This is a genomic window from Kocuria marina (assembly GCF_000786655.1).
Classification (GTDB): Bacteria; Actinomycetota; Actinomycetes; order Actinomycetales; family Micrococcaceae; genus Kocuria; species Kocuria marina_A.
This window is the reverse complement of sequence record NZ_JROM01000052.1, coordinates 1-359: the sequence shown is the minus strand read 5'-3', so window position 1 is coordinate 359 and position 359 is coordinate 1. Positions and strand designations below refer to the sequence as shown.

Below are 359 nucleotides of genomic sequence, written 5' to 3'. Positions count from 1 at the left end.
GGTTACGGCCTAGAGTTCGAGCGATCTCGCGCACGCCGCGTCCCTGAGCACGCAGGAATGCGATCTCCTCACGCTCAGCGAACGACAGGTAGCGTCCGGTTGGCGTGAACTTCAGATCGAATGGAGGCATGCCGCCAGCGTGGCGGAACCATCGCTGACCGACAGCTTGCGCCACGCCGACCACGGCAGCAGCCTCGATGGGCAATAGCCCCTTGGCGATCTCCGCCCAGAACGCCGCCTCGACATGCCGTTGGAACTTCGGATGCCCAGGGGACCGAAGCTTCGGTCGCTCCGCCCGATCTGCTGCCTGCTGACGACGAACCATCTGACACCTCCCGATCGAGGTGTTGCGACGACCA

The 359-nt window shown here is 64.3% G+C and carries 1 protein-coding gene; it reads right to left on the bottom strand.

Features of this window, described 5'->3' with window-relative positions; genetic code table 11:
- On the bottom strand, positions 1-325 hold a 325-nt coding region (locus AS25_RS15095; RefSeq protein ID WP_216594119.1), incomplete at its 3' end, for a helix-turn-helix domain-containing protein.
- Between the last annotated feature and the right edge of the window lie 34 nt (positions 326-359).